We start from the raw sequence: 19,238 nt of genomic DNA, 5'->3' as shown, positions 1-19,238 counted from the left end.
CGTCTAAACGATATTATCGGCCAACGCCCGTACGTTAACTCAAGGCACCACCAAGCGGTCAAAGATGTCGCTCCATATCTGAAAGTAACCGCCAGAGCAGACGATCAAGTGATTGAAGCGATTGAGTCGGTGAACACGGACCAAATCCTAGCAGTCCAATGGCATCCGGAAAACATCTTCAAGCATTTCGAAGATTCAAGAAAGTTGTTCAAAGACTTTATTGATAGAAGCCAGAAGGTGGCGGATAGGACAAGAAAATAGAGTGCGTACCAAGCCGGGGAGCTTTCGAGCATTAGTGTAACAACAGACTTTGACGCGTTTCGCGTTGAAGTCTGTTGTTGGACTAAGCGGAGAAAGCTGGCTTGGGGAGCACATTTTATCCAAGTAGCAGTGGAGCTAAGCGGAAAAAGCTGATTTGCGAAGCACATTTTACCCAATCAGCAGCAATCCGCTACTCCTAATTAAATCAAACAAATCAGCACACCATGTAAAAATGAGGTTCAACTTCCAAATCGAAGTTGAACCTCATTTTTATTACCCGAGTTCTTCATATTTTTGCTCATGTGTAATCGGAAACTCTGCAGGTCTTTCTTGATCCATCAACGCCTCAGTTAACGACACTTTGAAGATTGATTGATTGTCATAAGGCTGCATATAATAGGCTAAATGATGCATATCCATGTACCCACGGTATTGCGTGTAGTCTTCGCTGCCATCTTGTTTGATCTTGACACCTTTCGGAATTTCAACTGAGTTAAGAATGTGGCTTAACTCATTAACAGTCTGTTCGGTTGAAACTTCGTCGGAATACTCCCGCATGAATACCGTTCTAATAAATCTTGACACCGATGTATAGTCACCCGGCATCCCCAGTGCACCACTTCCTGGTCCAAACGAGGTAATTTCGTATCCGTTATATGAACGAGCCGGATGCGGTGAGGGTTTCAATTCCGTGTAATTACTTAAATTCTTTAAATGCCACTGGAAATCCGGACTATTGGTCATCACGCCAACGGGGTTTTTCATGTACTTCATGCCGTCATGATCACTCTCCAAGACATAACATTCCCCTGATTTGTCCGAGATAATCCAATGAAGTGGGGTACTTTTTCCCAGTAATTTAACGGGCGCATCGATAATATTTAACTGCTCGAGCCGTGCTTTAAGTTCCACACAGTCGCTGGCATTCCCCAATAACCAGTTCAGTACTTCATGAGGCGCAATATTAACCTTGTCTGCCTGCAGCGCTGTTGCGTATGACGCTTCTCCACTAAAATATAATGCTGCGGCACTTAATCCCTTTTCGTTAACACCATCAACTAATATGTAGTTTCCTAAATTTCTCCCAGCACCAACAAATCCATATTGGGTATCGTACCCACTTCCACCAGCATCGCTATTAAAGTGTTGCCTTCTGGGAATCACAACCGGTCGACCATCAAGTTCAAACGCAAAATCCATTGTTCGCGCCAAAAAGTTATCGCCCGTTTTTGATAAAAACGTGACACTTGTACACAAATTGACCACTCCTTTTCTGATTCATTATAGTTAAACAATGGATGCTAAACAAATTAATTTAACATTTTCCAGTCTTATGCTTGTTATGATATGCAAAAAGGGCAAGGCAACATATTCAAGTTTTTGCCTTACCCTTTTTCAGTTATTTCAACCAAGATTTTATCCGAACCGGAATCCCGTTTTTCAATGTTTGCATGACCTCCTGTTGGTCAGCAGCCGTCAATGCTTCAAAGCCAATCGCCGGATTATGGGTCAAATCGTCCTGGTACCCCTTTGCAAATTTTAACAACTGGTCAAATTGTCGATGAGGGTCCTCTCCCAGCCAACTGACTAATCGCCCGCTTGGTGTCAGGGTTGGATTGTCAATCATTTCTCTCAGCTTGAAGCAAAGGTGCTGCGCGTTAAACGGAATCACAATTTGTGAACTGAATTGCTCAAGAACCTCGATAAACGCCACTGCTTCGTCGTGATATTGACTAACTGTCAGTGGATCTTCCAACGCAACCTGATCATTCTTCTTTTCGGCTCGGTCAATATCGTCGTCAGCTGTATCCAACTTAAACGGTCGTTCGTGGATAAAGTAAGCAAACATCAACCGAATCAAGTCAACCGCATTTTCTGAAACACCCAACGGTTCGAAAGGATCGAGGTCATAGATTCGCAATTCAATGTAGGCCACCCCCTTCGTCAGCAAATCCCGGACATCATCATTTCGTTTCATGCGAACCGTGCCGTAATACTCACGTTGGGCAATCAGTTGTTGATCGTCAACCGCCTTTAAAATGCCGTCAACGTAGGCCTGGACACTTTGGTAACTGGAAATAAAGCCGTTGCCAAAGCCAAAGTGTGAGTTGCGCAATGATCGAACCGGCCGTTTGGGTGCCTGAGTTTCAGGGGAGAAATAGTTTTCAAATGCCACAGGCGTCGCACCAAATAAGTACGTCAACAACCAGCGGTAACGCATAAATCCAATGGCGGCTTGCAGGTATAAGGCATCCGTTGTTTCCTTGTCAGTTACTTTCAAATCCTTCAACGCTTTCTTGGTCAAGCCAACGTTCACGTGAACCCCGGTTTCAGCCGTCCGCTCAATTTTACGAATTTTCGCAACTTGCTGGCGATATTCGTAGCTTTCCTTGTCGGTCTGGGCAATCACGATATCGGAATGATCCGCCTTTAACTTCGGCGGCATACTATAAGGCCAGAGATATTCGTTGCCGGCCAGTTCACTTCGGAGGGCTTGATGGTAAACGCCCAAGTACTTCAGCCCTTTGAGGGTCGTCTTCGTTGGCGGTGTAATTAATTCTGATTGGGTTTCTAAAAAATCATTCTTGATAAAATGATGTTGCCGTTCGTTCAACAACCCATGTGGATAAGCTTTGTGGCTCAGCTCCCCCTTGCCGTTAATCCTGTGGGTTTCAACTTCTAGTCCAATTGTTGAATTAATAAAGTCGGATACTTGTTTTGCTTGTTTCATCATAATCACCATCCTAATCAAAAAACGCCCCGCAAGAAAGAATCTTGTAGGACGTTTCACCGTGTTACCACCTATTTTCGCAGCTCGGTCGCCCAAAACTGCCTTAGTGTGTATGAATACACCGCGCGATAATGAGCGCATCAATGCTTCCATAGCTCAAGAGCTACCTTTCCCGTCCACAACTCCTCACTTTCACCAATCTGAGGTCTCTTAAAAGTTGCTAAACGGGTACTCTTCTCTCTCATTGCCTTTACATATACTAACCATTTTTGTAATTATCCGGCTTGCCCATCGCTCCAAACAACCGTTGACGAAGCTCGTTAGCTGTCATGTCCGGTTGTTCCTCAAAGCCGGTAAATGGATTTGGATTTTCATGAGCGCGGTTCTGATAACGATTGGCCATCGCCAACCCGTAAGACATCAACGAACCGTCAACTTCGTGATCACAAAGCGTCGCGGCCGGCGTCAAATTAGGGTTGTCCAAGCGGTCCTGCATGGTGTCAAGGACTTCTTGATACTCGGGTCCCCATTGAATCGTTGCGCCAAACATTTGCAGCTGATCGAGAAATGTTTGAGCTTCATGATGATAGATGGTCTGTTGAGTCGGGCTTTCCATGGCGACAACTTCATTCATGGCACGACCCTGCTCCAACTTCAAGTTGATTTTATCATCGCTCACCAAGGTGTCACTCATCATGAAATAACTCAGGAGGATTCTAAAGAACCGAATTGCAGACGTTCGAACACCAAGTGCTGTGGTTGGATCCAAATCGAGCATTCGCAGCTCAATGTAATCAGTTCCGTTTTTGACCATGTTGGTCAAATCACCGTGAACGGATTTTAACCGAACGCTGGAATGGTATTCGGCTTCACTAAACAAGTGGCCTTCTTTAATGTTACTTTCAATATTTTTGACGTAGTCTGCTACACTGCGATAATTATGCGTCACATCAGAAGTGAGGCCGTAGTTTGAAGAACGGATACTACGAACTTCGTGCTGCGGTTGGTCATCTTCCGGTTTGAAGAAATTCTTCTCAGCAATTGGACTATTGCCAAACAAATACGTGATCAACCAACGGTAATAATCAAATCCCTGAGCAATTTTGATATAAATGTAATTTACAAAGTCAGCGTATGATTCGTACTGGTCTGAAAGTGCTTCCCAAACGGTTCTGAGGACGTCGTCGTTGATGCTGACGTTTAAATGAACGCCGACTGGGATCCCCTGGGTATCGCTTCGAGTTTTGATCCATCTTTCGTAATAGGCCTTTTGATCGGGATCCACATCCGCAATCGGAATTGTTCGTTTATCCTGCGGCAACACTGGTGGCATACTCAATGGCCACAGCAGTTCGTTGGGCTCCAAAGCGTTGCGCAGCGTATCGTTAAGTGCCATCAGATAGTGCATCGCATCCAGTGACTTTCGCGCAGTGGGAGTAATAATTTCACTTTGAATCTGGTAGACATCAGTTTTAATGAAATGGTTCTTCCGTTGATTTCCCAAAGCCTTTGGATAAGGTTCTTTCGTTAGTCGTCCCGCGGAATCAATTCGGATGGTTTCAACTTCAATTCCCATATTAAAATCACTTGCGTTGGCGACAATTTCATTATTAAAAATAATCTGACCAATTTTATCGAACATGGGCAAGCCCCCTATGTATATATTTTATCATTAAATATTAATGATACCTTAACGCAATTCACTTCTTTTTACAAAGGGTTATTCTAAAACATTTGGCTTTGTAATATAATTATTTCATGACGTATTGGAGGATATCACTGTGCATAACATGAAGATAAGAGGATTAATACTCGCAATTTTGGGCCCATTACTTTGGGGAATCTCAGGAACAGTCGCGCAATTTCTGTTTGACGACGTTCACGTGAGCTCCAACTGGTTGGTATCAGTCCGAATGCTGATCTCAGGAATTTTACTGGTCGCATTTGGAATGTTGGAAAATGATAAAGGGTCAGTGGCCGTCTGGCATGACCGCCGAGATTCACTGGAACTCATCTTCTTTAGTTTTGTCGGCATGGCCGCATCACAGTATACATATTTCATGGCAATTGAAGCTGGAAACGCCGCAACGGCGACGATTCTACAATTCTTATCACCGGCGTTTATCATTATCTATTTAGCCCTCCGAACGCAAAATTTTCCGCGGCGGATTGATGTTTTTTCGGTCCTGATGGCGTTAACCGGTACGATTCTGCTCGTTACCCACGGTCGACTGACAGCACTGAGCATGCCCTTGGGTGGCTTTTTATGGGGACTGGGTGCTGCTGTCAGTGCCACATTATATACCCTGTTACCAAGAAAGTTACTGAAAAAGTATGGGGCAATTCCAATCGTCGGCTGGTCGATGCTCATTGGTGGGTTCTCGTTTAGTTTGTACTACCGAATTTGGGACCACATGCCCACATTTAGTTGGTTAACCTATGGTAGTGTCGCGTTTGTGGTTATCTTTGGGACGATGTTTGCCTATCTGTTCTATCTGCAAAGTTTGCGATTTATCCAGCCAACTACAGCCAGTGTTTTGGGATCATTTGAGCCGCTTTCGGCAACCTTCCTTTCGATTGTATTTCTCGGGGTCAGCTTTGGTGTGCCGGAATCACTTGGTGCGGCTTTGATCTTGGGAACCGTTGCTGTTCAGGCTTGGGCAGCTTACGCTTCAAATCCGTCGACCACAAAAGTCTAGCCAACTAGGCATCCGTTATAACAACCCAAAAAGCGAGAACCAACCCGGTATTAACATGGATTGGTTCTCGCTTTTGTATTGTTATATTCAATTTCTCTAATTTACCAGTTCTGCAAAATAGTCAAAAATCTTTTGGAATTCCGGATGAACGGCCAGCATCATTTCCGGGTGAAATTCAACGCCGATAATCTTTCCATTGGCGGATTCAATTCCTTCGACAACATGGTCATCACTTTGCGCAACCACCGTCAAATCCTTACCCGGCTGATGAATTCCTTGATGGTGAAATGAGTTAACCGCAAACCGCTCACCTAAGATCTGATTTAACCAGGAGCCCGAAGTCGTGGTCACGTGATGGGTCGGAATTTCCCATGACGTTGGATACTGGTTGTGCTTTTCAGTGGCCCCAGCCTGCTTATAAATATCTTGGTAGAGGTTGCCGCCGAGGGCAACGTTAATGACCTGCATCCCACGGCAAATCCCCAAAACCGGCTTTCCAGCTTCTTGGGCAGCCTTCACCAAGGCAATTTCAAATTGGTCTCGATAAATATCAGTCTCAGCAACTTCTGCGAGAGGCTCTTCCCCATATAAAATCGGTGTGACGCCCTGACCTCCCGAAAGTAAAAGGCCGTCAACACTTTCAATATAGGCTTTTGCATCCTTGGGATCTCCCAGCGGTAATACAAATGGCAAAACATCTGCCTGACGCAATCCGGTAACGTAATCACGTTGAATATAGTCCACAAAATTTGTCCCAAAACGCTCAGTGGGATGAATTAAATGGTTGCTGGCAATTCCAATTTTAATTGTCATCTTAAAGGCTCCCTTGTTATTTCTTCCAACTTGCATATTCATACTTCTGGTAGCCAATCAACGGGTATTCCAACCCCTTAACATCTTTGGTTCTCAAGTGAACCGAAGCGTATTGGTAAAGTGGTGTCACACCCTGCAGATTGTTTAACAAAGAAGCTGCTTTTTGTTGGAGCTTAACCCGTTGTTCAGGGGTTTGGTTGGTCGTGTCATTAATCTGATCAATAATTTTTTGGTACTTAGGGTTGGTCCACTTGGTAAAGTTGATGACTCCGGCTTTACTTGCTAAGTTCAAATAGTCAATCGGGTCAGGAAAATCAGTTGACCAGCCAAGCGTTCCAGCATCGAATTTGTGAGCACTGAAATCAGAAATTTCTTGCTGCAATGGAATTGAGCGAACCGTCAAATTAAAGTCAGGAGAAACTTTTTGTGCCTGAGCTTGAATATATTCAGCCACTGCTTTATAAGCATCTGTATCGGCCGTCAACAACTGAACGTTAATCTTTTTTTGACCAAGTTCTTGTTGCGCCAGCTTAAAGTAATAGCGGGCCTTGGTTAAATTATACGTGAGTTTGTTGGTGACGCCGGCATTAAAGTCTCTACCGCTGGCATCTTTAACCTCGCCTTCAGGCACAACCGATTGAGCTGGCGTTGAGCCATCCTTTAACACATTTTTAGCCAACGACTTGCGATCAATGGCGTAACTAAGCGCCCTGCGCAGGTTTAAGTTACGAGTTGTCTTCCGATAATTGTTCCAAGGGATAAACGCCAGTTGCCCATATTTAGAAACAACCGTTTCGCTCTTGAACTGCTTCTTAGCGTCGGCCACCAAACTCCCTGAAATCTGAGTTTCATCGATATCTTTGGCTTGGAATAATCGCAAACTAGTTTGCGGTGTCTTCACAACCTGAAAATGAATCTTTTTAAGATCAACTTTATCCGCGTTGTAGTAGTGCTTGTTCTTAACGAGTGTCCAGGTGTCCTTAGAGGAGTTCCAATTCTTAATCTCGTAGGCCCCATCTGAAGCGGCATGTTCAGAATCTTGACCGTACTTGCTCCCCCACTTTGCCAAATCCTTCTGGTTAATCGGGAACAGCTGGGTTGCGATAACGTAATTGTAGTACGGCACTGGCCTGGAAAGTGTAATCTGCAGTTTGTATTTACTGAGTGCCTTAACCCCGAGCTTGGATGGTGACGCTTTTCCGGTGTTCACTTCCTGGTAATTCTTGATATCACTCAAATGGCCAGCTCGTTGTGACTTTGTCTTTGGTTCAACCTGCCGCCGAAACGACGCCACAAAATCCCCGGCCGTTACACGACTGCCGTCATTCCATTTCGCGTCATGGCGCAAATTGAAAGTGTACGTCTTGCCGTTATTCGTTGGTTTGACAATCTTGGTCGCCACTGAAGGCACGATTTTGCCTTGGTTATTTTGCTTGTATAACCCCTCAACCACTTGAGAAATCGCCAGATAACTCCCCACATCAGTTGCCCGGTTTGGATCGACCGTAATGACATTGGTTTGAGCAGTCGTCTTAAAGGTTCGATTGCTGTTGTCCTTGCTGGACGAACTTTTACCGCAGCCGCTCAAGACCAAAGCCCCCAATAAAGCAATACTCGACACGACCAAAAGTCTTCTCTTCATATCCCATACCTCCCAAATTTTGCGAAAAAAAACCGGCTTGAATTCACAAGTCGGTTCACTGCTAGTATCATATAGGGACGAATTCATCGCGGTACCACCCTACTTCAAAATGCTCTCAAGAACACTTTCTCAGCCAGTTATAAACTGTGGGCGATAATGGACCCAACATGATAATCTCACAAATGCTTGATTACCGAGACTCACGGACCATATTCACCAACTACCCCAGACTGCCTTTCACCAATTGGCAGTTCTCTTTGCAAGGGCGGTTGACTACTCATCCGATCTTCGTCAAACACGTTAATGCTAATTGTAACGGATATTTTCTGAGAGTCAACTCATTTTATCATGACTTTTTAATCATACGGATAATTACAGACTTATTTGGGCTGGTTTTGAAACTTTTTCTCATAAAAGACGAGGCCCCAACTCACGCTAGAGTGCCTTTGCCAAAATTCGCATTTTTCTGCCTAATTGATCGATAGCGGTGTCAATTTCTTGATAACCCAGCTTTTCGTACAACCCGACGTGTTTGGTAACGATATAGGCTTTATGAAATCCAATCTCTCGGATTTGACTTTCGGCAAGTTTAACCAATTCTTGGCTTAAATGCTGGCCACGATAAGGTTCGCTGACGAAGACAAACCCAATAAACGGTGAAAATCCAGTTCCTTTGACGATGTCTTCTCGCACCACCGCACAGAATCCCGCCAGCTTGTCATCATCCATCATGACAATGACCCGTTCCCAGTCAGAAACCTTGCCACCGATCATTTCATTGGCCAAATATTTGCCAGCTGGCCAGGAAACCTCCCCGATCAGCTTGGCAAAGTGTTCCCATAAGTCATCCGAATCGTCTAATATATATTGTTTCATGCTGACCTCCCGACACTGATTTTCAGAATGAATAGTTTAATTATAATCCAATCAAATCATTTTCAAAAAAGATTTCCCAAAAAGCGGTAAAATAAACTCAAACGATTCCTGAGGAGGACTGAATATGAAACGAGTAGCAGTTTACTGTGGCGCGTCCACAGGGAACAATCCAGCGTACATAGAAGCCACCAAAAAGTTGGCATCCTGGCTTGTAAAACACGACTTGGAATTAATTTATGGTGGTGGCGGTGTTGGCTTGATGGGGGTACTTTCAGACCAGATATTGGCTGAAGGTGGTAAGGTCCATGGAGTTACGACCAAGCAATTAGTTGCCAGAGGTGCAGAATCGCCACGCTTACAAGCCCTTTCCGACCTAACAATTACAGACAATATGTCAGCAAGGAAAGCAGAAATGATGAACATTTCAAATGGCTGCATCGCGCTTCCGGGAGGCGTCGGGACTCTCGAAGAAATTAGCCAGGCATTTTCATGGGCCCGTTTAGGCGACAACCCTAGTCCCTGTGTTTTTTATAACGTGGACCATTATTATGATGACCTCGCGTCCATGTTCGACAAAATGGCCAATGACGGTTTCTTGTCAGTCGAAGATCGCAAAAAGCTCTTCTTTTCAGATTCATTAGACGAAATCTACACGTTTATGACCACTTATGTCCCGCCAAAGGTGCGTGGGTATAAATAATAGCCGAAAGAGGAGCCGAGCCAAAGTTAACACCTTTGGCCCGGCCCTTTCTCGCTTATTTAGATCGATTTTTAAAAAATAGTTATTAATTAATCCAATCAACTGCGTCCAGGGTATAACTGCCCCCGACGACACTGACGGTTGCGTGGTGCTTGCCGGCAGCTAATCCCAAAATAACGGCATTTTCTGCCCGATCGGCACCAATCTGTGGTACTAAGTTCCAATCAATTACAACACCATCAACGGCGATTTTTAAAGCTGCCTTGGCGGCCTGTTGACCAATCAGTGAAAATCCAGTTCCGGTAAAATCGAAGTCAAAGGTTGGTACCTGACTATCATCTGCAGTTGCGGTTGACAACGTTCGATTCCATTTTGTATTGCCGAGTCCGCAAACGTGCTGCCAGTTCCCTTTATAAGTAATCGCAGCGTCCAAATCATCCAATCGTTTGGAAATTAAATGCCCACTTTGAGGTTTGGTAACTGTAATTTGACTGATTTGCGTCTGATAATAACCGCTCCCAAGCTTAACTCGGCCGCTAAAATGCGGATTATCGCTATCAGTATAATCAAAGACTTGTTTTTCATCGATTGACGCGGTTAATCGATTGCCAACCGCCGCAAAGGTAATTTGGTGGGAGATCGTCAAATCCAGTCCATCAACGTAGTTCAACGACACGATCCGATCATCTTTGATCAGTTGGCAACTGCCATCAATGTAAACCTTAAAGACGTAGGGGGCACTTTCAAGGCGCCCTTTAACATCAGTCATTTCCCGCAAACCAATTCCAAAGTAGTTTCCAGTTGGCGAATTTTGTTGCGTCTGATCGTCAAACTTCATGGCAACCGTAACCTGATAGTCTGCCCATTTGTCATCACCAACGGTTAAGTTGGGGGCAAACGAATACTCCCAGTCAAGCGCACGCTGCTTTTCAGTAATCATCTGCTGGACGACGTGGTTTCCGCCATCATCAACAACCTCGAAAGCACCGCCTTGATCAGCCGTAAATCTTGGTGTATTACCTCTTGAAGCCAAATAGTTACCTGGATAACCAGCATAGCTGAAGTCGTCTTCATATAAGACACCGTTTGCACCCTTGCTGCCTAGAGTGTGGTCGGCATAAGGACTTTCAAGCCGCTTGTAGGTCACCTCTGGATCATCTGCCAACTCCAAAGTTGTCGCAGTCACAATCGAATGTGGGTTGACCGTTACTTCTACTGTTCCATCGGTCAAAGGAAGTGATTCGCGCACCTGCTTCATCCGACTATCATAGGCATCCTGTTCATCCTTAGGACCAATACTTTCCCAAACCGTGAGTTTCTGGTTTGCGCTTGTTGCCAGATTTTTGACTTGGATCTGATAGGTTCGGGGCTGAGCACTATCATTATCAAAGATAACCGAAAAATTTTTCTTATCAGGAGACACCAGCGTCATGTAACTGGGCGCTTCTCGGTTTCGATCCAAGTTCTCAGTCCCGCCGACACCGCTATCACAAGCACTCGTTAGGTAACGCCAAGCATCTTCATCGGCCCACCCAGCTTTGGCGAAGTCGCTAAAGTATTTCATGCATTGCAGCCCAACGTTATCGACTTCAAAGTAACCTGACCAGGGGCGGTTCGCATTAATCAGTTCTTTGTGGCTGTAGTTGACTCCGGTATAATAGGCGGAAACTGCGGGTTGGAAGATGTATAAACTGCGACGAGAATTCACATAGCTCTTAATCAGACGGTTCGCAACATCCAAACCACTCTGTACGCCACCAATTCCATCGCCATTGCTGGCTCGAACCCGATACTTCCCCATCGTCATTGGGGCAATACCCTCACTGTACCAGACCTCATGATGGTAATCATCTGCCAACTTGGTAAACGGCTTATTTTCACCATCATCGGTATTATAGTGGTAACCAACAGCGGAAACCCGTTTGCGTAATTCCGAATCTGCAATCATCATATCACCAAAGTCACGTTCATAATTTTCATCTGCAGCGATGAGCTTGATTTTATTGAACTGATCAATTGGAAATCCGGACGGAAAATCGTTACGGTCGTTGGCAATCCGATCCGCAAACCACTTAATCCATTTGACCATCGGGTGTTTGGTCTCGTTTCTGTCTGGATCGACGTAATCGATTAAATACCCGTATTCCTCATAAGCGGCACCAATCGTCTTCTTATACCACTGATACATAGGTTCAAACGCTGACTCGGCAACGTTATTATCCGGATCATCTGTTTTCACATTCACCCAGAGTGGGCGCAACCAGCCGGGTTCTCCCCAGCGCAGCACAGCCGTCTTTAACGATGGCTGAAGCTTTTTTGCGTCCGCAATCAATTGGAAACCGGCACCTCGTTTGACGTTTGCGGTCTCATCTTTCGACCGCATTGTTGCCGGCTCGGTTCCAGACGACGTATTTGCATCGTCGCCCATCTCCACTTTTAACATTCGCATCAATGGGTGACAACCACCAAATAAAATCTGGAGGATCTGGTCATAGCTGTCGCGATGTTCTGCTTTATAATCCAATAGTAACCGCGACGAATTATTACAACTCAAGTAGCCAAAGCCCTTGAATGTATTCGCATCCCCAGCCTCTAGATCAAGTTGACTGCCGTCAATCGTAAAACTAGTCCAATTCATATGATTTCTCCTTTGTTAGCTATTCTTGTGAAGGCTTCTACTAAATAACCCAAATATCCATTACCAGAATATTTGGGTTATTTACTCTGAAACCAAGTTCACTCTGGTCTCGTGTTCAACTATTTATCTGCTTTGTAGTCCAATGGAAGTGACGTCCAGCGTTTCTTTAAAAAGAATGCAGCGGCCTTTGGCTGACGATCACGGGTGAAGATTCCCTTCTTATTACCATTGACACGCATGTTGCCTTCAACAGTTTGGAAGTCGGCCAAGTTCCATGGCTGTTCACCACGAACAAAGTCATATGAATCAAATACACGATCAAACATATCCAACAACTCAATTTGATATTCTTCACTCCACATGATGGATGGCAATTTGTGTAAGCCAGGTTCAGTATCGGCACCATATTCGGAAAAGACGATTGGCTTATCAATATCCGAATTCTTCCACTCATCAAGTTCGGCACGCAATCCTGCTTCACCATCAGAAATTTCGTAACCCCACTTATGATACCAGCCTGGATAACGGTTCAACAGGTAGAAATCAGGGAATTGCAAACATTTAGATGCTTCGAAGGTATCGTCTTCGTTCAGTGTAAATGTTCTTGGACGCTTTTCTGGGTCCAATTCCTTTGAATCATTAAACAGCTTTGTGAAGTATGGAACTGCTGAATCAGTTGACGTATCCGGCTCATTACATAGGCTCCAAGCAAGGACACTTGGGTGATTCTTGTCGCGTTGAATCATATCCTTCACTTGGTCAATGTGCTTCTTGTATAATTCGTCAACCCAGTCACCATCAAAGAATGACTGATTCAAACCACCTAAGAAGCTGGCAGCTGCCATCTTAAACCCAACGGCTGGCACTTCGTCAATAATTAAGATACCTTCGCGATCAGCGAATTTATAGACTTGTTCATCATATGGATAGTGTGAACTTCTAAATGAGTTGGCACCAATCCACTTCATCAAGTTCATATCCCGGCGCTCAACGTTCAAATCAAAAGCCCGACCAGCGTAAATGCTGTCTTCATGTCGACCAAAGCCGCGAAGATAAACCGACTTGTGGTTGACCAAGATTTGGTGACCCTTGACTTCAATGGTCCGTAAACCAATTTCATCGGAATATTCATCGACAGTTTGGCCATTCTCAACTAATTCAAATTTAATCGTATACAGATAGGCATCACGAACTTGCCAAAGAGTTGGGTTCTCAACAACTAAGTCCCCTGATTGGCCCTCACTGGTTGCGACAATCTGACCATCTTCATCAGCCAAACTCACCATGAAGTTGCTCCCCGCCGTCGCCTTGACGTCATAGTGGACCGTTGCTTGGTTTTCACTCACATCATAAGTCGTTGAATAGTCATAAATATTTTCCTTAGGGATTGCAAGTAAGTGAACACTGCGGTTTAATCCGGAATAATTATAGAAATCAAAGAATGGCTTTGACATCTTCTTGCCGTTTTTCAATATGGCTGTATCGCCGGCAGGAAGCGCATCGCGGTGAAGCTCGTTATTCATTTTAAGGGCGACAATATTTTCTTCGCCTAACTTAATGGCTGTGGTAATATCAGCTGTAAATGGCAGAAAGCCACCTTCATGGGAACGGATCTCCTGACCATTAACATAAACGGTTGCCCGGTGCGTTGCTGCACCAAAGCGAAGTTCAATCATCTTATCCTTCATGTAGTCTGGCACGAAAAACTTCTTAGCGTACCAGAAATCACCGGTATATTCACGGGAATCCTTATCGGTAAAGAAGTCATTGAAGCTGGCAGGCACTGGCATCTTGATTGGGTCACCCAATCCGGTCGTCCAGCCCTTTTTTTCACCTTCAGCAGATGGGTCAAACTTAAAATCCCATAAACCATCCAGCTTTTGATCCTGCCGAAATTTATTGGTAACCGGGTAAAGTAAACCTTTTTCCATAATATTATCCTCCTAAGCTAGTTAAACGCAGTTTCTAGTTGTTCATTTTCGCAAGCGCTTTCTTTTAATCTAACGGTTTAATTTTACTATATTATACAGTATAGTCAATAGATTTTAGTAAAATATATTTTGCGGATTAATTCACCGTTTGAACCTATTTTAAGGGTGTTTGTTTCGTTCCTCTTATTCACAAACAACTATTTTTTAAAATTGATTAGTATTAGTTTTAATTCTTATCTCTCGTTTTAGTAAAAATAATTCAGGGAAAATAAAAAGTCGACCACAGTGCGAAACGTCTTGGGCCGACTTTTTTATAACTCTGTATTGACTATAAGCTGCTTTCCCGTTCAACAAGTTCGGTTGCAATAACCGTCAACTCTGGAACTTTCTTTGGATCCTTAATTCGATCCGTCAGCATTTCCAGTGCCCGCTCACCCATTAATTCAGTGTGAACATGGACCGTTGTTAATGCCGGACTGGTATATTTAGCGATCGCAACATCGTTAAAGCTAATGAGGCTAACCCGGTCTGGAACCTTGATGTGATTTTGCTGGAGCGCACGCAACACCCCAACAGCCATCGAATCACTGCCAATGACAAATCCATGGGGTAGCTTGTCACCCAGCTGTTTGATGGCCGTATTCATTAAGTCGAATCCAGAATCCGGTCCAAATGGGCCTTGGAATACGAATGCGTCGTTAAGCAGTCCCTTTTCAGAAAGATACGCATCAAACGTTGAAACACGCGGATCACGCACCCCTTGTTTTTCAGTAACTGTGGTTTCTTTACCAGCGATCATCCCAATGTCCCTGATGCCCCGATCAATAAACCGATCGATAATTTTTCGAACGGGCGACTCAAAATCGCTTCGAATACTGTCGCAATCATAGGTCAAATAATTTTCACCGATAAATACCAGCGGAATGCCGTAAGATTTTAAGCTTTGAACTTCGGTTTTATCAAATTTACCAACCGCAATCATGCCACTAAGTGTCTTCACTCGATTTTTATCAACCGAATCAAAAGTCAGCTTTTCAACTCCGGCACCTACACTTGCGGCCTTGTTTTCAATTCCATATTGAATCTGAAGGTAGTACAAGTCGGTTAATTCTTCTTTGTCAGAATGCCATTGGATAATGCCAATTTTCTTGCCACCCTTGGGGACGTGACGATTGCGTTTTTTATACTGTAACTTTTCAGCAACTTCAAGCACTCTTCTTCGTGTATCTTCCCCCACCGAAAGCGTGTCATCGAAGTTCAAAATCCGTGATACTGTCGATATCGAAACGCCAGCTTCTTTAGCGACATCTTTAATTGTTGTCATTTTATCACCCATATAAACATACCCCATAATTGAATTCAAACTTTACTAAATAATAAAACCTACATATGAATAATATCACATGTAGGCTGCTGATTAAATTTTCAGCTACTAAAACTTATACTTTATTTACTGAATTTCGCTCAAAGTTCAATCAATCACGATTAACCCGCCCCCCATTTAATATAAGAAATCCTCTCCAGACCTGACGTCCGAAGAGGATTTCCGATCCTATCGCGAATGGGGTTCGTTATCGTGTCATGTCAGAAATAACACTAGGATCTGTTACAATGTAACACATTTTTTGGAGATGGGATAATTATTTATTCAACCACACCCTCATTTTGCCGTTTTCACGGTTAGCCCAGGCATAGTATGGCACCATGGTCAGCTCGGCATCTGTTGAATCAACCTGCTCGCTGGCATCAACGTAAAGTGGCGCATCTTTGGAATCAGCCTTTTGAAGCTTGGCAGAAACATTAACAACACCAACACCATCTAACAGTGATTCATCGAAATGATAATCAGTCTTCGCATCCGTTGCAACTTCATAGAGTGAAAGTGGGGCTTCATTGTCAGTCCCTTCAGCAGCGTAAACAATTGGGCCGCGTTGGATGGCAACCTTGCCAAAGTCATCGTTGACTCGGTTGCTGGCACGCATAACCTTTACGTCCATGTCCAGCTTAAGATCGATAACCAGTGACTCTACATCAACATCTACGTAGATAAATCCATCATTTAAGGGAAGTGTTGTTGAAACGCCATTGATTTCCAATTCAAAGTTAGCAGACCAGTTTGGAATCCGAATTCCTAATTTAAATGCCTTGCCTTCTGAATTAGTGATTTCGTAGTGAATATCACCGCTCCATGGGAAGTGGTTGGTCTGTGAAATCTTGATACCATCATCAAATTCTGCCTCGTTTGAAATGAATTGGTGAGATAAAATTGTATCGTCATTAACGGTGTACAGATATTCATCAACAGAAGCAATCAGACGGGCCAAGTTTGCAGGACAGCATGCGCAACCAAACCAGTCTGCACGATGCGTTAAGACGTGCGACTTGCCTGGGTTGCCCTTTGAAGCAACTGGATCTGCTTCAAGCGGGTTAACGTAGAAGAAGTGCTTGCCATCAAGTGCCATGCCGCTCAACGCACCGTTGAACAGTTCTTTTTCAAGAACATCAGCATATTCACCTTTGGCGTGAATGTTCAGCATTTGACGAGCGAAGAATGACATCCCAACTGAGGCACAGGTTTCACCATAATCGGTATCGTTAGGTAAATCATAGTCGTAGGTAAATGCTTCACCAGTGGTTGTTTGGCCGATGTTTCCGGTAATGTACATTTGACGCTTAACAATGTCATTCCAGAAACGATCACAGGCTGCTAGCAGATCCTTGTCGCCGGTATAGCGGGCAACATAGGCCATTCCTGTACAAAGGTAAACGACTCGAACGGCATGTCCATGAGGAACTTCTTGGTCTTTGATGGGTTCTGCTGCCAGATAGTACTCACGCTTGAAGTCTCTCATCCCTGGAATCAAATCACGCTCAGGACTGTCACCGTCTTCTTTGATCTGATTTTCAAAGAAAGCCGGGTCTTGCCCACGTTGTGTTAAGAAGTAGTGTGCCAAGTCGAGGTAACGTTTTTCATTCGTTTCTTCATACAAACGGGCGAGGGCCAATTCGATTTCTGGATGCCCATCATATCCTGGAATTTTGCCTTCTTCAAGACCAAAGTTGCGGTCAATGCAGTCAGCCATTCTGGTAGCAATATCTAAGGCTTTTTTGTTGCCAGTTTCTTGATAATATGCAACCCCGGCTTCGATGTAATGTCCCATCGTGTAAAGTTCATGTGATTGTTGAAGTCGTTTGAATTTACGTTCTGGTGCATCAATTTGGAAGTAAGTTGACAGGTAGCCGTCATCGTCTTGGGCATCAGCGATCAAATCAATCAAATTGTCCGTAATCTTTTGCAGATCTGGATTTGGATGATAACCGAACGAGTATGCAGCTGCTTCCAACCACTTATAAACATCGGTGTCTTGGAATGGGAAGCCGTAATGATGGCCTTCCATTTGCCCAGCAGCGATTTTCAAGTTGGCAATGGCATGACTATTTTTGTCTTGACCATTGTTTTGTGGGTCTTCTGAAATTGAGATATCTGCTTCATCGTTCATTACTTTCCATTGATATGGAAGAACTTCCTTAACAACGAGTTCGCGATACCGTTTCCAGAAATCAGAAGTAACTTTGACCTTATTTAATTTGGGTCGTGTATAAACTTGCATAGTGCTGTTTCCTCCTAAAAGTAGTGAGTCAATCCAAGCAACTAATAACCAGTTCTGATGTTTGTTCGTGCTTGGAAGAGCTTTCCTAAAAATCCGTCATTAAGCTTGAGCAGCCTCTGCTTCTTCAGCAGCCTTAGCTTCAGCGTTACGTTCTGCAAGATCAGCTTTAACAATTGGTTCGTGATTTTCCCATTTACGGTAAAGAACCATCAAGATAACACTGATTGCGTAGATAATGATTGGAACCCAAACGAATGTGAAGCTGATTCCGCTGAGACTTGAACCTGATTGAGTTGCATTTGCGGCGTTGAAACCAAATCCTTTGAGCAACATTGAAGCAATGAATGATCCAAATCCTGAACCCATTTGGATACAGAATGAAGCACCAATTGCAGTTAAGAATCCGTTGGCACGAACACCGGTCTTCCATTCACCAAAGTCAACAGTGTCACCAACCATGGCGAAGAACATCGTGCAGGCACTCCCTGAACCGATACATGCAACACACCAACCGATTAAAGCAGAAGTAACGTTTGAACCTGCAAAGCCAATCCATGCTTGACCAACCATTGTCATGAGCAGGAAGAAGATTGTGGTTCCCCATTTGTGCATGAACTTAACGAAGAATGGAACTGAAGCCATCCCAATAACTTGGATGATTGTAAATCCGTTGAAGAATGAAATTAAGTCTTTGCTACCCATGTTGTACTGGAAGTAGTAAGGCATTGAAGCGTTACGAACGATAAATGCAGTCCAGTAAGCCAAGTTGGCAACAACGATCAATACCCAAGGCCAGTTACCTTTAGTGGCTTTTAAACTTTCTTTGATGGTAATTACTTTTTCGTTTTCAATATTCTTTTCACGCATATCGAAGAAGGCGATAATCAGAAGAATGAAAGCAACGATTGAGTAAACACCAACAGCTAATGACCAACCTTTTTGATCATTACCACCACCGAGCAAGCCGGCAAATGGAATAATGAAGGTTACGGCGAAGAAGTTACCAACGTTACCAAGTACCAAACGAATTGAGTTGGCTTGCATCCGGCCATCGGTACTTGAAGTTAAGTTAGGCAATACTGAAGTGATAGGTGTCGACATAGCCGTGTATGATAAGTCGGCTAAGATGTACATAACACCGGCATAAACCACCTTTAAGGTGCCGCTTAATGCTGGTGTTGTAAACAGTAACCAGACGAAGATGGCAAATGGTAATGACATCCACAAGAACCAAGGACGACTCTTACCGTATTTACTGTGGGTGTGGTCAACCAAGATACCCATAACAGGAGCGCCAATTGCATCAAAGATACGACCAATTAAAAGTAAAACCCCG

14 protein-coding genes and 1 other annotated feature are annotated in these 19,238 nt (G+C 44.0%); of the genes, 3 read left to right on the top strand and 11 right to left on the bottom strand.

What is annotated here, in order from left to right; genetic code table 11:
* The coding region (locus tag AB3112_RS01545; protein ID WP_367333859.1) for a gamma-glutamyl-gamma-aminobutyrate hydrolase family protein at nt 1-261 on the top strand (261 nt) is incomplete at its 5' end.
* A 273-nt stretch (nt 262-534) separates the two neighbouring features.
* On the opposite strand, the gene AB3112_RS01540 is transcribed toward AB3112_RS01545, so the two are convergent.
* The 3 genes from AB3112_RS01540 to AB3112_RS01530 form a co-directional block, all read right to left on the bottom strand.
* Nucleotides 535-1,518, bottom strand: coding sequence for a choloylglycine hydrolase family protein (locus AB3112_RS01540; protein ID WP_084973467.1), 984 nt, complete (start codon nt 1,516-1,518; stop codon nt 535-537).
* A gap of 142 nt (nt 1,519-1,660) precedes the next feature.
* Nucleotides 1,661-2,992, bottom strand: coding sequence for a glutamate--cysteine ligase (locus AB3112_RS01535; protein ID WP_179136510.1), 1,332 nt, complete (start codon nt 2,990-2,992; stop codon nt 1,661-1,663).
* Between the two features lie 259 nt (nt 2,993-3,251).
* On the bottom strand, nt 3,252-4,634 hold the full coding sequence (locus AB3112_RS01530) for a glutamate--cysteine ligase (protein WP_057909694.1): 1,383 nt from the start codon (nt 4,632-4,634) through the stop codon (nt 3,252-3,254).
* Nucleotides 4,635-4,773: 139 nt separating this feature from the next.
* Here AB3112_RS01530 and AB3112_RS01525 point away from each other — a divergent pair, with 139 nt between their 5' ends.
* Nucleotides 4,774-5,691 (top strand): DMT family transporter, encoded by a 918-nt coding sequence (locus AB3112_RS01525; RefSeq protein ID WP_367333858.1) that lies wholly within the window; start codon nt 4,774-4,776, stop codon nt 5,689-5,691.
* 96 nt (nt 5,692-5,787) lie between these two features.
* On the opposite strand, the gene AB3112_RS01520 is transcribed toward AB3112_RS01525, so the two are convergent.
* The 3 genes from AB3112_RS01520 to AB3112_RS01510 form a co-directional block, all read right to left on the bottom strand.
* Complete coding sequence (locus tag AB3112_RS01520) at nt 5,788-6,504, bottom strand: gamma-glutamyl-gamma-aminobutyrate hydrolase family protein (RefSeq protein WP_367333857.1); 717 nt, start codon at nt 6,502-6,504, stop codon at nt 5,788-5,790.
* 16 nt (nt 6,505-6,520) lie between these two features.
* Entirely contained in the window at nt 6,521-8,146 is a 1,626-nt protein-coding gene (locus AB3112_RS01515; RefSeq protein ID WP_367333856.1) for a peptide ABC transporter substrate-binding protein, read from the bottom strand.
* A gap of 70 nt (nt 8,147-8,216) precedes the next feature.
* Nucleotides 8,217-8,444: a binding site (T-box leader), on the bottom strand.
* A gap of 137 nt (nt 8,445-8,581) precedes the next feature.
* Entirely contained in the window at nt 8,582-9,022 is a 441-nt protein-coding gene (locus AB3112_RS01510; protein WP_084973475.1) for a GNAT family N-acetyltransferase, read from the bottom strand.
* A 124-nt stretch (nt 9,023-9,146) separates the two neighbouring features.
* Between AB3112_RS01510 and AB3112_RS01505 the strand changes: the two genes are divergently transcribed.
* Nucleotides 9,147-9,722, top strand: coding sequence for a TIGR00730 family Rossman fold protein (locus AB3112_RS01505; protein ID WP_084973477.1), 576 nt, complete (start codon nt 9,147-9,149; stop codon nt 9,720-9,722).
* A gap of 85 nt (nt 9,723-9,807) precedes the next feature.
* On the opposite strand, the gene AB3112_RS01500 is transcribed toward AB3112_RS01505, so the two are convergent.
* The 5 genes from AB3112_RS01500 to AB3112_RS01480 form a co-directional block, all read right to left on the bottom strand.
* A complete protein-coding gene (locus AB3112_RS01500; protein ID WP_367333855.1) occupies nt 9,808-12,360 on the bottom strand; it encodes a glycosyl hydrolase in 2,553 nt (850 codons plus the stop codon).
* Nucleotides 12,361-12,479: 119 nt separating this feature from the next.
* Nucleotides 12,480-14,291 carry a beta-glucuronidase gene (uidA, locus tag AB3112_RS01495; protein WP_367333854.1) on the bottom strand — a complete coding sequence of 604 codons (1,812 nt, stop codon included), beginning with the start codon at nt 14,289-14,291 and terminating at the stop codon, nt 12,480-12,482.
* Between the two features lie 328 nt (nt 14,292-14,619).
* Nucleotides 14,620-15,615 (bottom strand): LacI family DNA-binding transcriptional regulator, encoded by a 996-nt coding sequence (locus tag AB3112_RS01490; protein WP_084973604.1) that lies wholly within the window; start codon nt 15,613-15,615, stop codon nt 14,620-14,622.
* A gap of 316 nt (nt 15,616-15,931) precedes the next feature.
* Nucleotides 15,932-17,902, bottom strand: coding sequence for a glycoside hydrolase family 127 protein (locus AB3112_RS01485; protein ID WP_084998120.1), 1,971 nt, complete (start codon nt 17,900-17,902; stop codon nt 15,932-15,934).
* A 99-nt stretch (nt 17,903-18,001) separates the two neighbouring features.
* A partial coding sequence (locus AB3112_RS01480) for a glycoside-pentoside-hexuronide (GPH):cation symporter (protein WP_367333853.1) occupies nt 18,002-19,238 on the bottom strand: 1,237 nt, incomplete at its 5' end.

The sequence above is a fragment of the Lentilactobacillus sp. genome (genome assembly GCF_040773105.1).
GTDB lineage: Bacteria > Bacillota > Bacilli > Lactobacillales > Lactobacillaceae > Lentilactobacillus > Lentilactobacillus parabuchneri.
This window is presented reverse-complemented; position numbering and strand designations above follow the sequence as displayed.